This window comes from Serratia sp. TMDUHS_CL (genome assembly GCF_037137105.1).
Taxonomy (GTDB): Bacteria; Pseudomonadota; Gammaproteobacteria; order Enterobacterales; family Enterobacteriaceae; genus Serratia; species Serratia nevei.
This window is the reverse complement of sequence record NZ_JBBBDV010000005.1, coordinates 293,538-309,637: the sequence shown is the minus strand read 5'-3', so window position 1 is coordinate 309,637 and position 16,100 is coordinate 293,538. Positions and strand designations below refer to the sequence as shown.

At 63.1% G+C, this 16,100-nt stretch carries 17 protein-coding genes; 2 read left to right on the top strand and 15 right to left on the bottom strand.

All coding sequences use genetic code 11. The features are described 5' to 3' along the window. Positions 1 to 244: 244 nt before the first annotated feature. A complete protein-coding gene (locus WCL58_RS12820; protein ID WP_019456034.1) occupies positions 245 to 997 on the top strand; it encodes a M48 family metallopeptidase in 753 nt (250 codons plus the stop codon). Positions 998 to 1,037: 40 nt separating this feature from the next. Here the strand turns inward: WCL58_RS12820 and WCL58_RS12815 are convergent, their stop codons facing one another. From WCL58_RS12815 to WCL58_RS12750, 14 genes are all read right to left on the bottom strand, one after another. After that, positions 1,038 to 2,678: a thiamine pyrophosphate-binding protein gene (locus WCL58_RS12815; protein ID WP_336851244.1), complete on the bottom strand. Its 1,641-nt coding sequence runs from the start codon at positions 2,676 to 2,678 to the stop codon at positions 1,038 to 1,040. A gap of 52 nt (positions 2,679 to 2,730) precedes the next feature. Beyond that, complete coding sequence (locus WCL58_RS12810; RefSeq protein WP_308342886.1) at positions 2,731 to 4,200, bottom strand: aldehyde dehydrogenase; 1,470 nt, start codon at positions 4,198 to 4,200, stop codon at positions 2,731 to 2,733. 16 nt (positions 4,201 to 4,216) lie between these two features. Then, positions 4,217 to 5,011, bottom strand: a complete 795-nt coding sequence (locus WCL58_RS12805) for an aspartate dehydrogenase (RefSeq protein WP_060422711.1) — start codon at positions 5,009 to 5,011, stop codon at positions 4,217 to 4,219. Between the two features lie 15 nt (positions 5,012 to 5,026). Further along, entirely contained in the window at positions 5,027 to 5,821 is a 795-nt protein-coding gene (locus WCL58_RS12800; RefSeq protein ID WP_047570596.1) for an SDR family oxidoreductase, read from the bottom strand. Beyond that, positions 5,818 to 6,636, bottom strand: a complete 819-nt coding sequence (locus WCL58_RS12795) for an alpha/beta fold hydrolase (protein ID WP_055311972.1) — start codon at positions 6,634 to 6,636, stop codon at positions 5,818 to 5,820. The genes WCL58_RS12800 and WCL58_RS12795 overlap by 4 nt, the downstream gene beginning before the upstream one ends. Continuing rightward, positions 6,636 to 7,160: a cupin domain-containing protein gene (locus WCL58_RS12790; protein ID WP_004937634.1), complete on the bottom strand. Its 525-nt coding sequence runs from the start codon at positions 7,158 to 7,160 to the stop codon at positions 6,636 to 6,638. The genes WCL58_RS12795 and WCL58_RS12790 overlap by 1 nt, the downstream gene beginning before the upstream one ends. Positions 7,161 to 7,328: 168 nt before the next feature. Beyond that, the gene (locus tag WCL58_RS12785; RefSeq protein ID WP_038874278.1) at positions 7,329 to 8,585 is read right to left on the bottom strand and encodes an MFS transporter; all 1,257 of its coding nucleotides are present in this window, start codon (positions 8,583 to 8,585) and stop codon (positions 7,329 to 7,331) included. A 23-nt stretch (positions 8,586 to 8,608) separates the two neighbouring features. Next, positions 8,609 to 9,820, bottom strand: a complete 1,212-nt coding sequence (locus WCL58_RS12780) for an NAD(P)/FAD-dependent oxidoreductase (protein ID WP_060422706.1) — start codon at positions 9,818 to 9,820, stop codon at positions 8,609 to 8,611. Further along, positions 9,817 to 10,758, bottom strand: coding sequence for a VOC family protein (locus WCL58_RS12775; RefSeq protein WP_336851243.1), 942 nt, complete (start codon positions 10,756 to 10,758; stop codon positions 9,817 to 9,819). Before WCL58_RS12775 ends, WCL58_RS12780 begins: the two co-directional genes overlap by 4 nt. 109 nt (positions 10,759 to 10,867) lie before the next feature. Then, a complete protein-coding gene (locus WCL58_RS12770) occupies positions 10,868 to 11,662 on the bottom strand; it encodes an IclR family transcriptional regulator (protein ID WP_004937625.1) in 795 nt (264 codons plus the stop codon). Positions 11,663 to 11,698: 36 nt separating this feature from the next. Then, the gene (locus tag WCL58_RS12765) at positions 11,699 to 12,454 is read right to left on the bottom strand and encodes an SDR family oxidoreductase (RefSeq protein ID WP_336851242.1); all 756 of its coding nucleotides are present in this window, start codon (positions 12,452 to 12,454) and stop codon (positions 11,699 to 11,701) included. Continuing rightward, positions 12,451 to 13,494: an aromatic ring-hydroxylating oxygenase subunit alpha gene (locus WCL58_RS12760; RefSeq protein ID WP_147840642.1), complete on the bottom strand. Its 1,044-nt coding sequence runs from the start codon at positions 13,492 to 13,494 to the stop codon at positions 12,451 to 12,453. Before WCL58_RS12760 ends, WCL58_RS12765 begins: the two co-directional genes overlap by 4 nt. A gap of 20 nt (positions 13,495 to 13,514) precedes the next feature. After that, a complete protein-coding gene (locus WCL58_RS12755) occupies positions 13,515 to 13,823 on the bottom strand; it encodes a recombinase-like helix-turn-helix domain-containing protein (protein WP_047729876.1) in 309 nt (102 codons plus the stop codon). 2 nt (positions 13,824 to 13,825) lie between these two features. Next, positions 13,826 to 14,143, bottom strand: a complete 318-nt coding sequence (locus WCL58_RS12750; RefSeq protein ID WP_004937614.1) for a non-heme iron oxygenase ferredoxin subunit — start codon at positions 14,141 to 14,143, stop codon at positions 13,826 to 13,828. Positions 14,144 to 14,541: 398 nt separating this feature from the next. On the opposite strand from WCL58_RS12750, the gene WCL58_RS12745 reads away from it, so the two are divergent. After that, positions 14,542 to 15,783 carry an MFS transporter gene (locus WCL58_RS12745; protein WP_187321702.1) on the top strand — a complete coding sequence of 414 codons (1,242 nt, stop codon included), beginning with the start codon at positions 14,542 to 14,544 and terminating at the stop codon, positions 15,781 to 15,783. 110 nt (positions 15,784 to 15,893) lie between these two features. Here the strand turns inward: WCL58_RS12745 and WCL58_RS12740 are convergent, their stop codons facing one another. Next, a complete protein-coding gene (locus WCL58_RS12740; RefSeq protein ID WP_033638576.1) occupies positions 15,894 to 16,046 on the bottom strand; it encodes a Hok/Gef family protein in 153 nt (50 codons plus the stop codon). Positions 16,047 to 16,100 lie beyond the last annotated feature (54 nt).

Below are 16,100 nucleotides of genomic sequence, written 5' to 3'. Positions count from 1 at the left end.
GGACATGTTTTACTCCAGGTCGGATAAAAAAAGCAGTCAAGTTCCCTATTTTCTCAGACTCCACATCACAACGGCAATCCCTAATGCCAAATGAGAGCGAGTTCACCACTTATTAGCACGATTGGACGCTTTTTCGGAATAACACTATTCTCGCCCCGTCTGACGTACACTAGGCTCTTGCGACAAGATTTCCTCCAAGCAAAATGATTCTTTTACCTTGTTACCTTCACAGGAAGATGGCGTTATGAAGATCCGTACCTCTTTGATTGCGTTGGGCATTGCCACCTTGGCAACCGGCTGTCAAAACCTGAATACCGAAACCTTGATGCAGTCCGGCGCCCAGGCATTCCAGGCGGCGACCCTGAGCAACAACGACGTTAAGGCCCTGAGTGATAAATCCTGCGCCGAGATGGACAGCAAGGCACAAATCGCGCCGGCCGACAGCACCTACGCCAAGCGTCTCAACAAAATCGCCGCGGCGCTGGGCGACAACATCAACGGCACCCCGGCCAACTACAAGGTCTACGTGACCAAAGACGTCAACGCCTGGGCGATGGCCAACGGCTGCATCCGCGTCTACAGCGGCCTGATGGACATGATGAACGATAACGAAGTGGAAGGCGTGCTGGGCCATGAAATGGGCCACGTGGCGCTGGGCCACACCCGCAAGGCGATGCAGGTGGCTTACGGCACCGTGGCGCTGCGCACCGCGGCCTCCTCCGCCGGCGGCGTCATCGGCTCGCTGTCGCAGTCGCAGCTGGCAGACATCGGCGAGAAGCTGGTCAGCGCCCAGTTCTCGCAGAAGCAGGAAAGCGAAGCGGATGATTACTCGTTCGATCTGCTGAAAAAACGCGGCATCGATCCGAACGGCCTGGCCACCAGCTTCGAGAAGCTGGCCCAGATGGAAGCCGGCCGCCAGAGCAGCCTGTTCGACGACCACCCTTCTTCCCAAGCGCGTGCGCAGCACATCCGCGATCGCATCGCGGCAGAGAAATAATCACGAAAACGCCCGGCATCGCCGGGCGTTTTTTATCGTATTAATACAGCGTTTTCTGCGGCGGCCCGGCGAAAGTCAGCGGCCCGACCTGTTTCATGTCCACCTCGACCACCGACGGCCCCAGGTAGTTGATCGCTTCGGCCAGCACGCCGTTGAACTGTGCCGCTGCGTCCACCTTCCAGGCTTTCAGCCCCATCGCTTCGGCAATCTGGGTGAACGCCGGCGTATGCAGCTCGTTGTAATACTGGCGCCCGGCGAAGTACTTGTCCTGAATGCCGCGCATCACACCATAACCGCCGTCGTTCATGATCAGCAGGGTGATATTCACCTGTTCCTGCGCCATGGTCGCCAACTCGCCCAGGCCCAGCGCCAGACCACCATCGCCCACCAGCCCCACCACCTTGCGCTGCGGGTTGGCAATCGCGGTGCCGATGGCCATCGGCAGCCCCATACCGATGGCACCCGCCAGCGAGTGAATGTTGCACAGCGGCGAGATCGCCCGGAACAACCGGCTGCCCCAGACGCTGCCGGAAACGGTGATATCGCGTACCAACAGCCCGTCCTGCGGCAGCGCGGCGTCGATGGCGTCGTTGAGTTTGGCGTATTCACCGGACTGCTGGCGCAGCGCGCTCTCCGCCTGCTGCACCGCCCCCGCGATCTCGGCATCCCACTCGGCGTTGACCTTCTCGCCGGGGGCCAGCCGCGCCGCCAGCGCCGCCAGCAGCGCCGCACAGTCGCCGTTGATCTGTTCATCGGCCAGATAGTTGCGGTTGGCCGCCGCCGGATCGATGTCAATCTGCACCAGCGGGCGCGGCAGCGGCAGCGTCCAGGTACGGGTTTCATTGCTGCGCAGGCGCGAACCGGCCACCAGCGTCAGATCGCACTGCGTCAGGATCGCTTCGATGCTCGGTGAGTTATGGAACGCCCGCAGGCTGCGCGGATGGCTGTCCGGCAGAATGCCGCGCCCGTGGGTGCTGGAGATCACCGCCACGCCGGCGTCCGCCAGCTTGCGCACCGCGTCGCCGCAGGCCAAGGCGCCGCCGCCCAACCACAGCAGCGGACGCTTGGCCTGTTTCAGCCGCTGATGCAGCCGTTCCACCGCCGCATCGCCCGCCTTCGGCAGCGGCGCCGGCGCCAACGGCTCGGTCAGCACCGAACGGGAAACCAGGCTGCTTTGAATATCGATCGGGATCTCGACCGCCACCGGGCCGCAGGGCACGGTTTGCGCATCCAGGATCGCCCGTTGGATCACCGCCACCGCCTGCTCCGGCGAATTGACCCGGTAAGCGCGCTTGGAGCAGGCGCGCAGGAAGCCGAGCTGATCGCGGGTTTCATGAATAAAACCGGCGTCGGCGTCCAGATAGGCTTTTTCCACCTGGCCGGTGATATGCAGCAGCGGCGTGTTGGCGTTGAGCGCCTCAATCATCGCCCCCACCGCGTTGCCGGCGCCGGCGCCGGTGCTGGTCAACGCTACGCCCAGGCCGGAGAAACGCCCGTGCGCGTCGGCCATGGTGACCGCCCCCGCTTCGCCGCGCGCCGGCACAAAGCGAATTTTATCGCGCTGCCCCACCGCATCGGCGATCGGCAGATTATGAATCGAAATGATGCCGTACATCGCCGACACCGCATACTGTTCCAGAGTCCGGGCTATCGCCTCGCCAACCGTGATTTTATCGCTCATCATCTGCCTTCTTAGGGTATTCGTTATTAGGGTTATGCGTAGAGGTGTCGGCCTAGTCGCTCCAGCGGTTCACCTGATGGCTCAACGCCAGATACACGCTTTTCTGCTGCATGTAGGCCTTGATGCCGTTCAGGCCCTTTTCGCGGCCCAGCCCGCTTTCCTTGAAACCGCCGAACGGCGTGGAAATCGAGAACGTTTTGTAGGTATTGACCCAGACGGTGCCGGTTTCCAGCCGCTCCGCCAGCGCCATCGCGCGAGGGAAGTCGCGGCTCCAGATGCCGGCCGCCAGGCCGTACACCGAGTCATTGGCCTGTTCGATCAGCTGTTGCTCATCGTCAAACGGCAGCGCCACCAGCACCGGGCCGAAGATCTCTTCCTGGCAGACGCGGGCGTCGTTGTTCAAGCCTTCAATAATGGTCGGCAGGTAATAGCTACCGCTCGCCAGCTGCGGATCGGCCGGCGCTTCGCCGCCGATGACCACCCGGCCGCCCTCCTGCCGCGCCAGCGCCACGTAGTCCGCCACGCTTTGCCGATGTTTGGCGCTGATCAGCGGGCCGAGATGCACGCCCGGCACCAGCGGGTTGCCGATGCGCAGCCCCGCCGTCAGTTCGGTCAAACGCGCCAGCAGCGGCTGATACAGCGAACGATGCACGAACAGCCGCGAACCGGCGATGCACGCCTGGCCGGCGGAGCTGAAAATGCCGTAGCAGATGCCGCGCGCCGCCTGCTCCAGAGCGGCGTCCTCCAGCACGATGGTCGGCGATTTGCCGCCCAATTCCAGCGAAGTGGGGATCAGCTTGTCGGCGGCGATGTGCGCCAAATGGCGCCCGGTACTGGTCCCGCCGGTAAAGGAGATCTTTTTCACCAGCGGATGGCGCGCCAACGCCTCGCCGATCACCGAACCTTTGCCCGGCAACACGCTGAGCAGCCCAGCCGGCAGGCCCGCCTGTTCGAACAGCTCGGCCAGCTTCAGCGCCATCAGCGGCGTGGCTTCGGCCGGTTTGAGCACCACCGCGTTGCCCGCCGCCAGCGCCGGCGCCACCTTCTGCATTTCGCTGGCGATCGGCGAGTTCCACGGCGTAATGGCGGCGATCACCCCCATCGGTTGATACTGGCTGAGCGTCATCACCTCGGCGCTGCGCGGGGTCGGCAGCTCGCCTTCCAACACCTCGCAGGCGGCCGCGAAGTAGCGCGCGGTCGCCGCCGCGCTGGCCACCAGCCCGCGGGTTTCCGCCAGCGGCTTGCCGTTGTCGCGGGTCTGCAGCTCGGCCAACTGTTCCTGCTGCGCCAGAATCAGGTTGCTGACGCGGTAGAGGATCGAGGCGCGCTGGTGCGGCACCAGCCCACGCCATTCCGGCGCGCGCCAGGCGCGTTCCGCTGCTTCCACCGCCTCGTTCACGTCCTCGACGTTCGCGGCACGCAGCCGCGCGTTGACGCTGCCGTCGGCCGGGAATACCGAAGCCATCTCTTCGCCACGCCCTTCACGCCAGCGCCCGGCGACAAAAATATTCAATCGTTCCATGCTCCGCTCCTGCCGTTCAGGCAATAAAACCGCCGTCCACCAGACGGCGACAGGCTTGTACCGCGCTCAGCGCCGCCAGGGTTGATGTTTTGGGATTGCTCGCCAGCGGGGTGCCGCTCAGCTCGATGTGAAATTCGCCAAAGTCGCCGCACACCTGCAGACGATGGGTATTGCGCCGGGTGGCGGGATCGACCTGCAGGCGTACCCGGGTGGCGTCCATCCCCAGGCCGTTGAGCGCAATGGTGGCCGCCACGTTGGCATTGGCCGGGAACAAACGCGCCGCTTCGCGCGCCGACCCTTCAAAAAATACCTGCGCTTCGCTCACCGCATTGAGGTCGATCAGCTGCTCCGCCGGGCTGCCGCGCCAGCTGGCCGGGCTTTTGCTGGCCTGATAGGTAACGCTCTCCAGCCCGCCTTCGCGCGCCGACGCCAGCCCATCCATCCCCGCCACCGCACCGGACAACACGATCAACTGCCCGTGATGGCGGCGGCAAACCTGCTGCAGCCGCTGTTGCAATGCGGCGTCCGCCAGCGCGCCGGTCGAGATCAGCGCCAGCGGCCAACCGCGCTGCAGAACCGCTTCGCCGAACTCCGCCACCGCCTGCTGGCTGGCGCACTCCAGCACCAGATCCGGCCGCTGCAAACACTGCTCGGGATGGGTCAACGCCTGCACCCGCCCGCCAAAGGCCTCGGCGATCGCCGCATGATGAGCCGCGCGCGCCAGGATCCAACCGACCTCCACGCCTTCCGGCAAACGGGCGATCACTTCCTTCGCCATCGCGCCGTAGCCAATCATCATGATCTTCTTCATCTTTATCGGCCCCTGCTACACATGGCGGTTAAAGCCGCCGGATACGTCCAGCGCCGCGCCGGTGGTAAAGGAAGCCAGCGGCGAAGCGAGGAACAGCAGCGCCTGCGCCGGCTCCTGCGGCTTGCCGAGGCGCTTCATCGGGATGCCGCGGCGTTCGGCGATCGCCGCCGTCCACTGCTCCCAGCTTTGATCTTTATCGCTGCGCTCGTCGAAACGGCGGCGCCATTGGCCCGACTCCACCATCCCCAGCAAGATCGAGTTAACGCGAATGCCTTTGCCCACCAGCTCTTTCGACAGCGTCAGCGTCATGTTGAGCAGCGCGGCGCGCGCCGCCGAGGTGGCGATCATGTGTTCTTCCGGCTGCAGCGCCAGCAGCGAGTTCACGCAGGTGATCGACGCGATCGTCGACCGTTCCAGCGCCGGTAAGAACGCCTGCACCGGGTTGATCACGCCGAACAGCTTCAGCTCGGCCTCATGCAGCCAGGCTTCGCGCGGCGTTTGGTCAAAATGGGCGACGAAGCCCTGACCGGCGTTGTTGATCAGCAGATCCACGCCGCCGAAATGCGCCGTCACCTGGTCAGCGAACTGCGCCACCTGCTGCGCGTCCAGTACGTCGCAGCGCAGCGCCAGGATCTCCGCCTGCGGAAACTCCGCACGCAGGCTGGCTGCTGCGCCGGCCAGTTTGTCCGGATCGCGGCCGCAGAACGCCACCTTCGCCCCTTCGGCCAGCAGCAGTTTCAGGGTTTCGAAACCGATGCCCGACGAGCCGCCGGTTACCACCGCCACCCGATTCTCAAGCTGAAAATTCATCGTTGGATTGCTCCCGTAAAGTCCCGCAGATAGCGGTTGAAACACGCCGGCGCGTCGAGGTAGCTGGCATGGCCGGCGGCGGCGATCAAACGCAGCGTCGCGTCCTGCTCACGCGCCAGCTCGGCCGCCTTCTCCGGCGGCGTAATGCGATCCTGTTCACCGCACCAGACTTCCAGAGGGCCGCGATAGCGCGCCAGATAGCGGCCGATATCGTCGTTGGCCAGCATCCAGGCGGCGCTCAGAAAACCGTCGGGATCGAGCTGCTGCATGCCGTTGCGCACCCAGGCGATATCCTGCGGATCCGCCCCTTCACGCAGCAAGGCCGCCGCCCGCTGCTCGCCATAGCCCACCGGCCCCAGCGTCTCTATCATCTGTTGGCGCTGGCCGTACACCTGCCGACGTTTTTCCTCCGGCGCCGTGGCATAGCCCTGCGCCGGATCCGCCAACACCAATCCACATAACCCGTCCGGATAGCCGGCGGCATAGGCGCTGCCGATCAGCGCCCCCAGCGAATGGCCGACGATCAGCGGCTGCGCCAGCTGCAGCTCATCAATCAGCGCCGCCAACGCCGCCGCATAACCGGCGGCATCGGCCTGAGGATCCGCCAACGGCAGGCTGCCGCCGTAGCCCGGCGCGTCCCACGCCAACAGACGGTGGCCGTCCGTCAGGCCGCTATCGTTGAGCTGCTTGATCCACGAGGCGGACCCGGAGCTGATGCCGTGCAACAACACCACCGGCCGCCCCTGCCCGGCCTCGCGCCAGCTCAGGGTATACGCCCCGCAGCGCGCCCGTTGGCGTTGCGCCAGGCCGTTCATCAGTTGCGCTTCACTTTGGACAGCGGGTGATCCGCCGGATAGGTCGGGATCTCCGGCTTGGCGGTGCCGAGCATCACGCACATCAGCGCCTCTTCCTCGCCGTGGTTGAACAGGCCGCGATACACCCCCGCCGGCACCGAGATCAGATCGCGCTCTTTCAGCCGGGTTTCGTAATACTCTTCCCCATCCTGAATCATCAGCGTGATGCTGCCTTTCAGCATGAAGAACACTTCTTCCACGTCGTCGTGCAGGTGCAGCGGGCCCTCGCACTTCGACGGCAGCACCATGGTGGAGAAGGTGAAATTGCCCGCCGGAATGGTGTTGGCGTCGCTGGCCACGCCGGTAGCGCCGGTACCGATGTAGCGCATCTGCGCACGGCGGTATTTCGGGTCAAAGTCGGCCTGGAACTTCAGCGCGTTCCAGTCGTATTTACGGCCTTCGAAACGGGCGATGCGCGACTCCACCCAATTTTCCATCGACAGATCCTGCGGCTTAACGCCGGCTTTGTTCTCAACCTGAGACATGTTGTCACTCCTCTGTTGAATCAAATGGTTATCCCCTTCGTCTTTCACGCTGTGGCGTTGTTGACTGCATTCGTTCGCACCAGTCACTTACCGCAGTAAGCTCCTGGAGACTCACGAACTTGCCGCCTAGCCACAGCATGGAATCCATTGGGCTTAGCAATTGTTAATTCAGTACTTTCTCAGTAACGGCAGCAGAATGAGGCAGCCGACGAAAGCCATCACCACCAGGAACAGCAGGCCGTTATCCATATTGCCGGTGGCGGCGATCAACGCCCCCATCAGCACCGGCGCCAACGCGCCGGCAAAATTGCCCAACCCGTTGAAGATACCGCCGGCGGTAGCGCTGACCTTGCTACTGGTCGCCTTCGCCAACAGCGCGAAAATATTCGGCGCGCCGGCGCCCCACATAAAGGTGCTGAAGGCCATGGCAGCGATCACGCTGTAGGTGCCCTGCAGGTGCAGCACCACCGCCAGACCGAGGCCGGCGCCGCACAGCGACAGGAAGCAGGCCAGCGCGCGCCGATCCAGCTTGTCCGACAGCCAGGCGCCCAGCACTTCGCCGAGCAGCATGGCGATGAACGGCAGCGAAGAGAGATAACCGGCATGCTCCAGATGAATGCCTTTCCCCTTGATCAGGTAGCTCGGCAACCAGCCGTTCATGCCCCACAGGTAGGTCAGGAAGGCGATGTTGAACAGACAGATCATCCAAAAGTGCGGGCTGCGCAGCAGCTCGCGGCGATGCTGTTGGCGTTCGGACACCGCCGGCTTGGTCGCCGCCGCCGGGCGCGCGACGTTCAGGTGGCGCATGCCGAACAGCACCAGCAACATCACCGGCAACGTCAGAAACGCCATAAAGAAGAAGGTGGCCTGCCAGTCGAAGGTATTGAGGATGTACAGGGTGACCGGGAAGCCAAGCGCGGCGCCCAGCGGCGTACCGAGCAGCCACAGCATGGTGGCGCGCGCCTGCAGCTGCGGCGGGAAGGCCTGACGAATAATGGCGTAGGCCATCGGCAGCAGCGGCCCTTCGGCGATACCGAGCAGAATGCGCAGCGTCATCATGGCGTGATAGGAACGCACCATCCCCATCAACACCATCAGCACGCCCCACACCACCATCATGCCAATCAATACCTTGACCGGATTAAGCCGATCGCCGATGCCGCTGAGCAGCATCGAGGAAATGCCGTAGGAGAACAGAAACGCGCTCATCAGCAAGCCCAGCCGCGCCGGGTCAAAACCGATCCCTAACGCCTGCTGGAACTCGCTATCGGAAAACAGCGCCGCGATGCTGATCTTGTCGAAAAACGCCAACAGCACGCAGGCAAACAGCGCGATCGGCACCGACCAGCGCACCCGCTGCTGCGGATTTTCGGCAACGGCTTCCCCCGCCCGTCCAGCGCGGGCGTCAATGTCTTGCGTAGTCATAAAACGCTCCCGAGGTTCGGGCGTTATTTCAACGCCATCAAAGAAAACTCCGCATCCGCCAACTGCTGCGGATCCAGCACCCGGCCGCTCGCCAACCAACGCTTGCCGAGCTTGATGGTGCGCGCGTCGTTGAACGCCACCATCTGCACCAGCTGCCGATCGGCGTTCAGCGTGAAGAACACCTGCGACTGCGGCGTGCGGCGCACCACATGGTGCACGCCGCCACTCGGCACGCCGAGGATCTGGATATTAGCGTCGTATTGATCCGACCAAAGCCAGGCCACGTCGTCATACGGGGCGGCGAAGGCGTCGAGCATCGCACAGGCGGTGCTGATGGCCTGATTTTGTGCGTAGGCCCAGGACTGCAGGCACAGGCCAAGCGTCGGGTGGCGCGCCACATCGCCGGCGGCGAAGATCGCCGGATGGCTGGTGCGCCCCTGGCCGTCGACCACGATGCCGGAGTCGATCGCCAGCCCGGCGCTGCGCGCCAGTTCGAGATTCAGCTCGACGCCGATCCCCACCACCACCAGATCGAAGGCCTGCGGATCGCTGACTTCGCTGCCGATCCAGGCGGTGCCGTCGCGATCTTCCAGCGAGATCTCGCCGCAGCCGCACAGCACCGTGACGCCCTGCTGGCGATGCAGTTCGAGCAACGCCTGTGAGACGTCGGCGCCGACGCTGCGCATGCACAGCGCAGGCTGGCGTTCAAACACCGTCACCTCGGCGCCGAGACGGCGCGCGGAAGCGGCGATCTCCAGCCCGATCCAACCGCCGCCGACGATCGCCAGGCGACGGCAGCCCTGCAGGCCCTGCCGCAACCGGGCCGCATCGTCCCAGGAACGCAGCGTCATCACGCGCGGGTGCTGCGCCCAGGCGGCGCTCGGCACACGCGGCCGCCCGCCGGTGGCGATCAGCAACTGCTCGAACTGCAGCCGTTGCCCGTCGCTGAGCGTGACGATTTGCTGTTCTGCATCGATGGACTCGGCGCGCAGCGGGCGACGCCAGTCGATATTCAGCTCCGCCACCGCCTGTTCGCTGAACAGCCGGCTGAGGGGAGCCGCGGCATCCAGCAGCGCCGCTTTCGACAGCGGCGGCCGCTCGTAAAAATCGTAGGGTTCGTCGCTGACAACCGTCAGCCGGCCGCTGTAACCGCGATCGCGCAGCGTCTTGGCCGCCCAGCCGCCGGCCTGGCCGCCGCCGACGATGACGATGCCCGCGTGTTCCGGCCGGTTCATAACGCCTCCGCCTTTTTATGCTGGCGGCGCGTGTCGTGATCGATGCCGCCCTCTACCGCCCATTCGGTGAAGGAGACCAATGAATGCTCCAGCTCGCGCGGCTGCCAGTTTTCCGTCAGATAATCGTCGTTGGTGTAGTACTCGAACGCGCCGCCGGTCGGGCTGTTGACGTACCAGAAATAGGCCGAGGAGATCGGGTGGCGGCCGGGGCCGATAAAGGTGCTCCACTTCTCTTTGTTCATGGCGATGCCGCCGCCGATCACTTCGTGGATATCGCGCACGGTGAACGCCACGTGGTTCAGGCCCCGTGGGCGGTTCGGCAGCTTCAGCAGGAACAGGTTATGGTGGCCGCCGCGCGCCTGGGTGCGCAGGAAGACGGCGCGATCGATATAGCGATCGGAAACCTGGAAATCCAACAGCTCGCGATAGAAACGCTCGGTCGCCGCCAGATCCTCAACGAAGAACACCACGTGGCCAATGTTGATCGGCTGCGCCTGCGAATAGACCGGGCTGGGTTGATCGATGCGGCGCACGTCGCCCCATTGGTTGATCGGCGTGACCGGCACCTCGACCGCCTGCTGGCGGCTGACGACGAAGCGCAGCGTCATGCCGTTGGGATCGAGGCATTCCAGCTCTTCTCCCACCTGACGGAAGCCGGGCATCAGCGCCAAACGCGGCTGCAGGCGCGCCAGATCGGCAGGCGAGGCCACGCCCCAGATCATGCGGCGCAGGGTAGAACCGCCTTCAAACGCCGCAGGCAGCGCCGCGCTTTGCAACGGGTGCAGGACAACCCGCGCCCCGCTCAGGGTAGTGAATTCGCGCTGCGGTTCGCCCCAATGTTGCGTGGCGGGCTGCAGGCCGAAGTCTTGCATGAATTTTTCGCAGGTTGGCAGATCTTCGACGCCAAATTCCAGTTTTTCGATTCCGATTACGCTCATTGTTCAGCCTCACGTTCTCGCTGCATACGGTTTTCAGGCATGAGTGAACCCCGGCCCCTGTTTGCTACGGGCCTTATCCCTGCCTGAGTAAAAGAGTCGGTCCTGTCGGTTAGCCGACGTTGGCCTGCGGCGGCGCGCCGAGGAAGCCGGAAATTTTCTCCGCCGCGTCGCGCACTTCCATGCGCAGCCGCTCGCGATCCGCTTTCGGGATCTCATCGGACGGCACCATGATGCTGACCACCGCCTCGACCCGCTGCTCGCGGTTGAAGATCGGGTAGACGATCGAGGAGATGCCGTGGCGGAAGAACGATTCGCCGATCACATAGCCGCGCGCTTTGTCTTGTTGCACCATCTGCCACAGCGTTTCGCGATCCGCCGGGGTGCCCGGCGCATTGCCCGGCAGCTGCGCGTCCGGATAAAGTTGTTCGAACTCGCTGCGGGTGGCGCTGGTCAACAGCATGCGACCCAGAGAGGTTTGGTGCACCGGCAAACGGGTGCCGACGCTGACCTGATTGATCTGCGAACCGGCGGCGCTGACGCGGGCGATGTAAATAACGTCGCGCCCGTCTCGGATCGCCAGATGGCTGCTGCACTGGCTGCGATCGCGCAGCTGCTCAATCACCGGCTGGCCAGCCTGCGCCACGTCCAGCGACGCGATGTATTCGAAGCCGAGGCGCAGCACCTTGATGCCGAGCGCAAAGGTGTTGGTGCGCGGATTGCGCTCCAAAAAGCCCAGGTGCTCGAGCGTCTGCACCACGCGGTAAGCGGTGGCCTTCGGCATATCGACCAGGCGATGCAACTCGGCGAAAGTCATTTCCTTATGCTGCTCGCCAAACGCCAGCAGCAACTGCAACCCGCGATCCAGTCCCGGGATCAGATATTTACATGCTTGCTCGTCCGCCATCTCTCGCTCCTGCGCTGTGCGCCTGCCCTGCGGGCCTCAGTTGAATACGAAGCCGCCGTTGACCGGCAGCAGTTGGCCGGTGACGAAATCCGCCAGCGACGACAGCAGATAAAGCACCGTACCGTTCACATCGTCCGGATGCTGCGCCCCGGCCAGCGCGCGCCCCTGCTCGTACAGTTGATGGCGCTCGGCGGGCACATATTCGGTGGCTTCCACCCGCGTCAGGCCCGGTGCGATGGCGTTGACGCAGATCCCCTGCGGACCCAGCTCGCGCGCCATCGAGCGGGTCATCGCGATCAGCGCGCCTTTGCTGGCGACATAGGCCATCAGGCGCGGCGCGCCCCACAGCGCGGTATCCGACGCCACGTTGACGATCTTGGCGTGCGGGTTGCGTGCCAGCAGCGGCACCGCCGCCTGGCTCACCAGCCAGGTGCCGCGCACGTTGACCTGCATCACCCGATCCCACAGGTCGATATCGTATTCCATCATGGTTTTGCCGCCGACGCCGGTCGCCAGCGCCGCGTTGTTCACGAGGCCGTCGATCCCGCCGCCTGCGGCGATCTTCTCGAACGACGAGCGGATCGAATCCGGTGACGCCAGATCGATCGTCTGCGTTTCCACCTGAGCGCCCTGCTCGCGCAGCGCGGCACCGCTCGCCGCCAGCTCATCCGCCAGAATGTCGCACATCACCACCTGCGCGCCGGCAGCGGCGATGGCGGCAGCGAAGCTGTAACCCAGGCCGCGCGCCGCCCCGGTGACCACGATGCGTTTACCGTTCAGCAGGCCGTTCACTGCGCCGCCTCCCGCTCGCGCAACGTCGCCAGCTGTTTCTGCGCCTCTTTCTGCATCATCCGGCGCAGGCGAGAAAGACCGACGTCGTGCTGGTACAGGTATTCGCGGCCGCGGGCGTTAGGCGCCATGTTCTCAAGCACGATGCGATCCTGCTCGAGCACGTCCCAATGCAATGATTCCAGGCGGTTGCGGTACATGAAGCGCCACATGTCACGCTGCCAGTCTTTGACCTTACGGATGCGCCAGAAGAAGACCCGGCAGTGATCCTTGTCTTCCGGCACCACCATGCCGATGATCCAGAAGTGGCCACCTGGCCCGAAGCGCTTCTTGTATGGGATCGACAGGCGCATCCAATAGGCGCCGCTGCTGCCGAACTCCACCCAGTCGAAGTTGACGCCGATCTGGCCGTTCTTCTTGAAGATAAACCCGCTGTCGGTCGGTTCCAGCCCCATATCCGCCTTGCGATCCCCTTCCGCCATCGAGTGAGAGGAAGAGTGCAGGTAGGTGCCGTGCATCGGATCCATCACGTTTTCCAGGGCGTATTGGTAGTTGCAGTTCCAGCTGGCGGTGCACAGGAAGTTGCTGTACGAGGCTTCGTCCGCCAGTTCTTGCGGGAAAGTCAGCGCCGCCGGCGTTTCATCCGCCGTCACGCCGAAATAGAGGAACACTGCGCCGTAGGCTTCTTTGGCCGGGTAAGACCGCAGGCATTTTTGCCCCACCAGCGGGCAGCGATCCACTGCCGGCACATCTTTCACCGTACCGTCGCCGCCGACCTCTACCCCGTGGTACCAGCAGGCGATGCGATCGCCGAGGTTCCACCCCATGGAAAGCCGCGCGCCGCGGTGCGGGCAGCGGTCTTCCAGCGCGTGGATCTGGCCTTCGCCGTCGCGCCATACCACGATTTGCTGCTCCAGGCGGGTGATGCCGACCGGGTTGTTGCCCACTTCCCAGCTGGCCAGCACCGGATACCACATGCCGCGCAACCCCTGGTCAAGATAGTCCTGCAAGCTCTGTTCGGAGGATGTTGTGTTTGCTGTCATTGTCTTCTCCCGGAGGTGGCTCAGAAACCGTTAACGTGAAGGAATTCGCGGAACGTCGCCTCATTCCACGGTTGGCCGCTGCGATCGAACAGGCGGCGCTGATTCAACGCGCTGACGATCTGCTCCAGCTCTTCCGCACCCTGATCGAAGATCGTTTCCAGCGCCGCCACCAGGGCGGCTTCGAAACCGTCCGGCACACGAGCACGGTTTTGCCAGATGACATTGCGGAACTGACCCGGCTGATGGATTTGACCGTTGCCGCCTTCGCGGGCCGGCGTCACCTGTTGGGTGTCCGGTAGCCAGGGATTGAAATCGGTGATGTGCTGCATGATTACTCCTCCGCGATAAAGGTGATCTGGATTTGGTTGTCGACCACCCGGGTGGGATAGGTTTGCAGATCGCGACCGCCCGGCTCGCGCAGGCACTGGCCGGTGCGCACGTCAAACAGCGCTTCGTGCAGCGGGCACTCAACCTTGCCGTCGTCTACAAACCCCTGGCTGAGCAAGGCATAAGCATGCGGGCAAACGTCTTCCAGCGCGTAGTAGTTACCGTCGAGCAGGTACACCCCGATCTCTTTTCCTTCCACTTTGCCGGAGAAAGGAAAATCTTCTTTCACCTGAGACACTTCGCACACATTCTTCCAGCTCATTGCTTTTGTCCTCTATCTGATTGTTTCATATATGAAACTCAGTTTCTTATTTAATACAGCCACTATAGGTCTGGCGAAACTTTCGTCAAGCGGGCGGAACGGCAAATGTTAATGAAAGGTTGTTTAAAAATGACAAATGCGGGAAGGATCACGAAATCATGCACCGATATGAAAAACCTATGTCAGTTGTGCGCTCTCCCGCTAATTTATGGCAAAAAATGCGTTGATTCCGACGACGCATTGCGCGTAAAAGTGTTTTCTCACTGTCTTCCACATCCTATTTGATAACAATAAATTTACATCAATCAGCCTCATCCCCCGCGTTTGTGCGCAATGGCATCCGCGGGTGAGTTTGCTGCTGCCTGAATTCGTCAACCGCTCGCATTGAGGAACGCAACGTGCAACAACGTCAACGCTGGTTTGGGGTGATCGCCCTGCTGTTTCTGATCGTTATCGCCTATGCGGATCGGGTCAATATCGCCGTGATGTTGGTCAATCCCGACTTCCTGCAACACTTCCAACTCGGCGGCGACCGCGCCCACCAGGGCACGCTGATGACGATGTTTTTGCTCGGCTACGGCCTGTCCGCCATGTTGCTGACGCCGTTTCTGGAAACGCTGATGGGTTACCGCCGCGCGCTGACGCTGAGCGTGGTGCTGTGGGCGCTGCTCACCGCCGCCTCGCCGCTGGCGGGATCGCTGATGCTGCTGTGCGTGGTGCGCGCGCTGCTTGGCGTCAGCGAGGGGCCGCTGTTCTCGCTGAAGACCATGTACATCAGCGATCATTTCGCCGCCGAAGAGCGCGGCAAGCCCAACGCGGTCAGCGCGCTGGGCGTTTCATTGGGGCTGGTGCTCGGCTTTCCGCTGGTGAGTTTTCTGATGGCGCATTTCGGCTGGGCGATGTCGTTTCATCTGCTGGCGCTGCTCAACCTGCTGCTGGGGCTCGCGCTAGTACGGCTGTTCGTTCATCCCCTCGCCCTGTCTTCACCCTCGCGCTCTGCCGATCCACAACCGGTGCTGAGCCGCGTCTGGCACACCTTTACGCTGGCCTGGCGCACGCCGATGCTTGGCTGGATCCTGCTGATCGAGATCGCTACGCTCAGCTATCTGTGGGGCTCCAGCTCCTGGTTGCCGGCGTATCTGACCGATGAAAAGGGGTTCTCCATCAAGCAGATGGGCTGGATGGCCGCGCTGCCTTTCATCGTCAGCATCGCCTCCAAATACCTCGGCGGCGTGTTGCTCGATCGTATCCGCCCTTATCAAGCGCCGCTGATCTTCGTCTGCGGCGGCGCAGCGACCGCGCTGTGTATCTATGGCGTGATGAACAGCCATCAGCTTGGCTGGATCGCCTTCTTCCTGCTGGCGGCCAATGCCTGTTGGGGCGCGCAGGGCGCGGCGATCCCTACCCTGCTGCAACATTATGCGCGGCCGGAGGCGGTCGGCAGCGCCTATGGGCTGATCAACGGCATCGGCAATCTGTTTTCGGCGTTTGTGCCGATGGCGATGGGCATGGTGATGGCCAGCCAAGGTAAGGTGTCTTCAGGCTTTGCGGTGCTGATCGCCTCGCAGCTGCTGACATTGCTGGCGGGCGGCGCACTGTTTGGCCGCATGTTGCTGGCGCGGCAGGTGAAACGGGCATAGACCCGTTTCCCTGTCCCGTGCGGCGGAAAACCGACAGCGTTGAGAGGGTGCTCATGGATCTGGACGCCAACAATCAGCAGACGGGGGACATCCCCCGTCGCCGGGTTGCCTTACCGTTCGGATTCGTAAGCCAAAATGGCCGCAACCTCCGTGTTGCCCGATCGGATCCGCAGCTCACACAGCGTGCTGCGAGTTATCCATGCCAGTGATATTACCGTGGCACAAATAACCACCAATTTTAACAGGCTCCGTTTGTTCGGCATCATGCCTTCTTCTCCTTGCCTCGCGGCGGGTAAGAGGCTAACTTAACGTTGTCT

Bases quoted from the DNA above. Each gene is read 5' to 3' on its own strand.
- WCL58_RS12740 (WP_033638576.1), bottom strand. From the start codon at position 16,046: ATGCCGAACAAACGGAGCCTGTTAAAATTGGTGGTTATTTGTGCCACG.
- WCL58_RS12790 (WP_004937634.1), bottom strand. From the start codon at position 7,160: ATGTCTCAGGTTGAGAACAAAGCCGGCGTTAAGCCGCAGGATCTGTCG.
- WCL58_RS12815 (WP_336851244.1), bottom strand. From the start codon at position 2,678: ATGAGCGATAAAATCACGGTTGGCGAGGCGATAGCCCGGACTCTGGAA.
- WCL58_RS12820 (WP_019456034.1), top strand. From the start codon at position 245: ATGAAGATCCGTACCTCTTTGATTGCGTTGGGCATTGCCACCTTGGCA.
- WCL58_RS12810 (WP_308342886.1), bottom strand. From the start codon at position 4,200: ATGGAACGATTGAATATTTTTGTCGCCGGGCGCTGGCGTGAAGGGCGT.
- WCL58_RS12800 (WP_047570596.1), bottom strand. From the start codon at position 5,821: ATGAATTTTCAGCTTGAGAATCGGGTGGCGGTGGTAACCGGCGGCTCG.
- WCL58_RS12795 (WP_055311972.1), bottom strand. From the start codon at position 6,636: ATGAACGGCCTGGCGCAACGCCAACGGGCGCGCTGCGGGGCGTATACC.
- WCL58_RS12805 (WP_060422711.1), bottom strand. From the start codon at position 5,011: ATGAAGAAGATCATGATGATTGGCTACGGCGCGATGGCGAAGGAAGTG.
- WCL58_RS12785 (WP_038874278.1), bottom strand. From the start codon at position 8,585: ATGACTACGCAAGACATTGACGCCCGCGCTGGACGGGCGGGGGAAGCC.
- WCL58_RS12760 (WP_147840642.1), bottom strand. From the start codon at position 13,494: ATGACAGCAAACACAACATCCTCCGAACAGAGCTTGCAGGACTATCTT.
- WCL58_RS12775 (WP_336851243.1), bottom strand. From the start codon at position 10,758: ATGAGCGTAATCGGAATCGAAAAACTGGAATTTGGCGTCGAAGATCTG.
- WCL58_RS12755 (WP_047729876.1), bottom strand. From the start codon at position 13,823: ATGCAGCACATCACCGATTTCAATCCCTGGCTACCGGACACCCAACAG.
- WCL58_RS12770 (WP_004937625.1), bottom strand. From the start codon at position 11,662: ATGGCGGACGAGCAAGCATGTAAATATCTGATCCCGGGACTGGATCGC.
- WCL58_RS12780 (WP_060422706.1), bottom strand. From the start codon at position 9,820: ATGAACCGGCCGGAACACGCGGGCATCGTCATCGTCGGCGGCGGCCAG.
- WCL58_RS12750 (WP_004937614.1), bottom strand. From the start codon at position 14,143: ATGAGCTGGAAGAATGTGTGCGAAGTGTCTCAGGTGAAAGAAGATTTT.